We start from the raw sequence: 5,719 nt of genomic DNA on the forward strand, positions 1-5,719 counted from the left end.
AACTTCGTTTCGGGAGAGGTGCAGTGCGCGAAAACAGCACAAATACCTGCATCAACTAACTGCACGCCCACTCGTGATCAACAGGATCGCAGTGGGCGTCTTGGTTCGAACGTTTTTCCGTGTCACAATTCGATCGTCGCAATTCGCGGTGCCCAAACCGGTGGCGGCCCCCATTTGGAAGCCATCGTTTTCTCGTCCATCGCAAGCACGACGTGAAAACCACCCCGCGAATGCTTGGCCGATTCGAATCCGTTTGGACGGATTCCCTGCACGCCCGCGAATGAATCATTCAGTCCCGAGGAGTCGGATGCGAGCTCATATTTTGGTGGTCGAAGACGAGCGGCACCTCGGTGTTGGCATCAAATACAACCTCGAGGCCGAAGACTATCGCGTTTCGTTGGTCGAAGACGGCCCCTCGGCATTGCAGCTGATCGAACATTCCGGCAGTTCGATCGACTTGATCGTGTTGGACCTGATGTTGCCGGGCATGAGCGGATACACCGTTTGCGAACAAATTCGCGAATCGGGCAACACGACTCCCGTCCTGATGCTCTCCGCCCGAACGTTGTCCGAAGATCGCGCACGTGGATTCGACGTTGGTGCGAACCAGTACATGAGCAAGCCTTTTGATTTGTATGAGCTGATCAGCCGCGTCAAAAACTTGTTGCAAACTTCACCAGCCGGCACCGCACCCCGAGCGGCTCCGCCCGTCCCCGAAACGGTTGATTCGATCTCCTTCGGGCGAGTCGAAGCGGACTTTCGGACGCATCAAGTTTCAGTCGATGGCCAACCCATCAAGATGACGCCAAAGGAACTCCGTTTGCTGCGTTACTTCGTGGAGAACCCTGAACGAGTCATCAACCGATCCGAATTGCTGACGCAGGTGTGGGAGATGTCCGGGAATTTGCAGACCCGTGCGGTCGACCAATTCATCGCTCGACTTCGCAAAGCCATCGAGCCATCGCCTGCCGAACCGGTTCATTTGTTGACCGTTCGCGACGCGGGATATCGCTTCGTGCTCGAACCGGAAACGTTGGAACCCGAGACATCGGCCAACTGACCCGCTCGCCCGTCTCTGGACGTCTTGGTACGCTATCGACGAAGACGAAGTCTCTATTTCCGCCACCCACAAACCCCTATGAGCACCATGGCTTTCACGCTGCCCGAATTGCCGTATGCCTACGACGCCCTCGAGCCGCACATTGACGCGCGGACGATGGAAATCCACCACTCCAAGCACCACAACGCATACGTGACCAAGACCAACGATGCGTTGGCTGGTACCGATCTGGCCTCCAAGTCGATCGAAGAAGTCATCTCCGACTTGTCGGCTGTTCCCGATGATAAACGCGGCGCCGTCCGCAACAACGGCGGTGGACACGCCAACCACTCGTTGTTCTGGACCGTCTTGGGTCCTGGCAAAGGTGGCTCGCCATCGGGCGATTTGGCCGCCGCCATCGACGAAGCTTGCGGTTCGTTCGACGCCTTCAAAGAACAATTCGCCAACGCGGCTGCGACTCGTTTCGGTAGCGGCTGGGCGTGGTTGTACGTCTCCGGTGGCAAGCTGCACGTTGGCAGCACCGCCAACCAAGACAACCCGTTGATGGGCGAAGCAATCGCCGGCATCAGCGGCACACCGATCTTGGGATTGGACGTTTGGGAACACGCTTACTACCTGAACTACCAAAACCGTCGCCCAGACTACATCTCCGCATTCTGGAGCGTGGTCGACTGGGACGCCGTTGCCACCCGCTTTGCGGCTGCCAAGTAGCCGCTGAGTTTTCAACTCAATTGACTTGCGAGACCGCTTGCCCCTCCTCGGGTGAGCGGTTTTTTCATGCCCTTGCGAAATGGAGATTCACCGAGATAATTGCAATCTTTCCCACTAAAAAAACACGACTCCTCAGGAATTGAACGCCATGCCACTCGTCCCACTTCGCGTTGTCTTGGATCACGCCGCCGAAAACGATTACGGCGTTGCGGCGTTCAACGTCAACAACATGGAGCAGATCCAGGCGATCATGGAAGCTGCCGATGAAACCGATTCGCCGGTCATCATCCAAGCTTCGCGTGGCGCTCGTGCTTACACCCAAGACACCTACCTTCGTCACCTGATGGTCGCCGCGGCGGAACTGTACCCACAGATTCCAATCGTCATGCACCAAGACCACGGCAACAGCCCCGAGACCTGCTTGTCGGCCATCGAAAATGGCTTCACCAGCGTCATGATGGACGGCTCGCTCGAAGCTGACGGTCAAACCCCAGCCGACTACGACTACAACGTCAAAGTCACCGCCGAAGTCGTGAAGATGGCACACGCTCGCGGCGTCAGCGTCGAAGGCGAACTCGGTTGCCTCGGATCGCTCGAAGATGGTGGCGGCGAACAAGAAGACGGCCACGGTGCAGTCGGAACGCTGACCCACGATCAATTGCTGACCGATCCCGATGAAGCACAACGCTTCGTGGAAGAAACCGGCGTCGACGCGTTGGCCGTTGCGATCGGAACCAGCCACGGTGCTTACAAGTTCACCAGCAAACCAACCGGTGAAGTTCTGGCCATGGATCGCATCGAAGCAATCCACGCCAAGATCCCAAACACTCACTTGGTCATGCACGGCAGCAGCAGCGTGCCACAAGAATTGCAAGACATCATCAACCAGTTCGGTGGTGAGATGAAGCAAACTTACGGCGTGCCTGTGGAAGAAATTCAACGTGGTATCAAGAGCGGTGTTCGCAAGATCAACGTCGACACCGACTGCCGCATGGCGATCACCGGTGCGATCCGCAAAGTCTTGACCGAAGACAAAGCCGCCTTCGACCCACGTGCATACTTGAAACCAGCCCGCGCCGCGATGAAGGACGTCTGCGTCGCTCGCATGACCGCCTTCGGCCAAGCCGGCAACGGTGCCAAGTTGCGTGCGACTCTCGGCGCCGCAGTCTGATCCGATTCGCGTTTCACCAACCTGAACGCGAACAAACGACACACAATTCAAAAGCCTGGAACGGAACCATCCGCTCCAGGCTTTTTTCATGCGCGCTTGGCCCGACCACAACGCCAGTCGCCAAGCTTGTTCAGAAGCGGAGCGTTTTCACGATCGCCAGAGTAGAACAATTGTCTCAATTGTTCCGCCTGGCAGCTTAACCTTCCGAGCGGCTCCAAGCGTTCACCGATCTCGACGTTCGCGTCATGCTGCTCGACGATTCTGAAGCTGCCACGCAAACAGTTGAGGACAACTGTTCTACTCTCTCGTCAAAGACGAGTGCTGCACCACACCTTGGATTGAGGGTCGATGCAATGAGCCGTTTGGGCATTAGCCCCGGTTCCACCACAGAACCAAACCAAGCGCCCAAACAACTCAGTCAATCAACAGCCGGCGAGACATAGAAATCCCAACAGCCCTCCACGCCGAAGGCATGAAAGAAACCAACCAACGGACGAGCCAAGCAAACACCACCGAAGCCACGTTGCAAAACTTCTGCCCGCCCCCGAAGGCGGTCACTTTTCATCCATGCTGAACCTGCCAAGCCCGTTCAAGGCCGAACCGCGATGCCGTCTTCCCACGCTCCGTAGGTGCGCTCCGCGCCCAACGGCTACCATCTAAAATCCCTCACGGGATAAGCTACTGACTGTCGGCAACCAACTGCTCACAACCTTGCCCACGACTACTTCGCAAACGGTTCATCAAACGACGCGGAGCCAGTGCTCCGGCGTCGGCCACCGGGACGCATAGCAAGCTATCTCGCTTGGACAACCACAATCGCCCAAAAAACCGGGCAAACAGGCACCGGGCCAACTGTGGTGCAATCCGAGAACATTGACAGATCACGTCGGATATTCGAAGCGGCAGACTTGGGCATGTTGCTGAAATGCTATCCCGTTGAACGGGACAAATTTTCCACTTCCTAGCAAAAAGCAATCTATGCTCAAATAGGGGCAAGATTAAAAAACCTCGCGCAACTCGGAACTCACTGTCGGCAAAGCCTTTGTAGCATGAAGATGTCACCTTTTCTCGCCCAAGATTCAATCTATCCAATCGCGTTCCGCAAGCGGTTCGGTTGCAAGTTCATCGAGTCGCAAGATGGCATCGAGGGCAGCAACTCGCACTGCCAGAGGAACACCTAGACGATTTTCAACAAGGGCTCCGAAACGAAGCCGTAAGCCTGCTTGATCAACTTGACGCCGATTGGCAATCGCACCAAACCGCTCAGCCAACTGTTCAGTCATGGATTGATCAGCATTCAGAATCTCAACCGACTTCGGACGTATCCATACCTCCAGCTCATCCGGAACAGGCGATTGTTTTAGAAGCGTAACCAATTCGTTTCGACCGATGCCTTCACCAAGGGAAAGCAAAAGACCACAATACTTTTCAGCGATGTTCACTCGGTTCGATTCAAATATATCCCTGTATCTTCCGCGACTCGGAGCTGAAACCAGTTGCGCACCAAGCTCAATCGCCTTTCGTTCACCTGTATTTACCAGTTTCCCGCCATTGGAAATCGAACCGGGAAGAGGGTCAGGTATCGGGCAATTGTAAGCAACCCACACATCCCTTAGTAGCTCAACGTTGACGCCATCAGCAACAGAACATGCGGAAACCAAGAAGGCTACCCAAGAAACGTCTAGCTCAATCTCCATCGCAGACTGAAGCAGCTCATTCGCTTGTTCGCCGTTCAAGCTGAACCTCATTCTTGTGACTGACCTGCCAAGATTCTTAAGACTAGCTACCTCATCTAGAGAACCAAGCGTCTTGGTCAGGACTGACACGAGCTTGCCCAACGCAAACATGTCTACATCGGCATCCCCACGAAGATTCAGAATCCGGGGATGGTACGACTTAACGGAAAACAGGCTATTAAAATCAATGGGCACTGCGCTTGTCAGTTTCGCCAGACCAACTTCAGAGATGTAGCCTTCGAGATTAGGCCAGACAGATCGTTCGAAAAAGAAAGCGACCCAACCACGTTCGACTTCGACCGCTTGTTCCATGCGTCCAATCAACTCATTTTTATCAAATTCCATTATCTTCGTTGCTTTCTCAACATCAGAGGCGGAGCCCTTGTCGCGGATTCGTCTCCCCAACTGACTAACGACAGAGATATCAGACTCGTCCGGAATTCCGATTTCAAGCTGCAACCCTCTTGCTGCCTCATAAAGTGTTGCGTTGTCTCGATCCTGCATTGATTGAATAAGTGAGAGAAGGTACGGGGCTACGATCGAATGAGCCATGCTCTTGAGTTCTGCTTCCACCTTGGAGACGTCATATCGTGAGCCGTCGATCATTGCAGGGGGCAGCAACATTCCAAGTGGGCCGAACTCAATCACCTTTCCTGCATTCGTAAGAAGGTGGCATAGCTCATTTATCCACTTTTCCTTGAATGCGGGGCGGAAACGCCAGACGCGGTGAGATTTCCCAAGAAAAACCAAATCCAAAACTCTATCGTCAGTAAGTCCTTTCCAGCTATCAAACGAGTATTGACCAAGTTCGTTACCGTGAGGCGGGAAAACCGAATTGAGACACTCCTGGAGTTGATTGGTTTCGACACCTGAAACGTCTATCGCAACTCGATATGCTAATGAAATACGAAGCGCCGCTTGTGTGTGCTGTGACCCAAGCAAGCGTTCAAGTCGCATTTGCAAATTGCCCTTATCGTTATTGGTCGCTAAGCGACAAAGCAGTTCAAGTTCAAACTCGAGTAAGCAACGCACGGTGAATAA

Annotated in this window: 5 protein-coding genes; 4 read left to right on the forward strand and 1 reads right to left on the reverse strand. The window is 54.2% G+C overall.

Going from position 1 to position 5,719, the window contains the following annotated elements; translation table 11 throughout:
• From B2R17_RS26200 to fba, 4 genes are all read left to right on the forward strand, one after another.
• The coding region (locus B2R17_RS26200; protein WP_286766313.1) for a hypothetical protein at window positions 1-216 on the forward strand (216 nt) is incomplete at its 5' end.
• Between the two features lie 91 nt (window positions 217-307).
• Complete coding sequence (locus B2R17_RS26205; RefSeq protein WP_007326130.1) at window positions 308-1,060, forward strand: response regulator transcription factor; 753 nt, start codon at window positions 308-310, stop codon at window positions 1,058-1,060.
• An 87-nt stretch (window positions 1,061-1,147) separates the two neighbouring features.
• The gene (locus B2R17_RS26210; protein ID WP_037249758.1) at window positions 1,148-1,771 is read left to right on the forward strand and encodes a superoxide dismutase; all 624 of its coding nucleotides are present in this window, start codon (window positions 1,148-1,150) and stop codon (window positions 1,769-1,771) included.
• A 148-nt stretch (window positions 1,772-1,919) separates the two neighbouring features.
• Window positions 1,920-2,942, forward strand: coding sequence for a class II fructose-bisphosphate aldolase (gene fba / locus B2R17_RS26215; RefSeq protein WP_007333980.1), 1,023 nt, complete (start codon window positions 1,920-1,922; stop codon window positions 2,940-2,942).
• A gap of 1,079 nt (window positions 2,943-4,021) precedes the next feature.
• On the opposite strand, the gene B2R17_RS26220 is transcribed toward fba, so the two are convergent.
• Window positions 4,022-5,719, reverse strand: a 1,698-nt coding sequence (locus B2R17_RS26220; RefSeq protein ID WP_286766314.1) for a hypothetical protein, incomplete at its 5' end; no start/stop codon positions are given.

The sequence above is a fragment of the Rhodopirellula sp. UBA1907 genome (genome assembly GCF_002337565.1).
GTDB lineage: Bacteria > Planctomycetota > Planctomycetia > Pirellulales > Pirellulaceae > Rhodopirellula > Rhodopirellula europaea.

Coding starts and splice junctions, on each gene's coding strand:
- B2R17_RS26205 (WP_007326130.1), top strand. CDS start 308: ATGCGAGCTCATATTTTGGTGGTCGAAGACGAGCGGCACCTCGGTGTT.
- B2R17_RS26210 (WP_037249758.1), top strand. CDS start 1,148: ATGGCTTTCACGCTGCCCGAATTGCCGTATGCCTACGACGCCCTCGAG.
- fba (WP_007333980.1), top strand. CDS start 1,920: ATGCCACTCGTCCCACTTCGCGTTGTCTTGGATCACGCCGCCGAAAAC.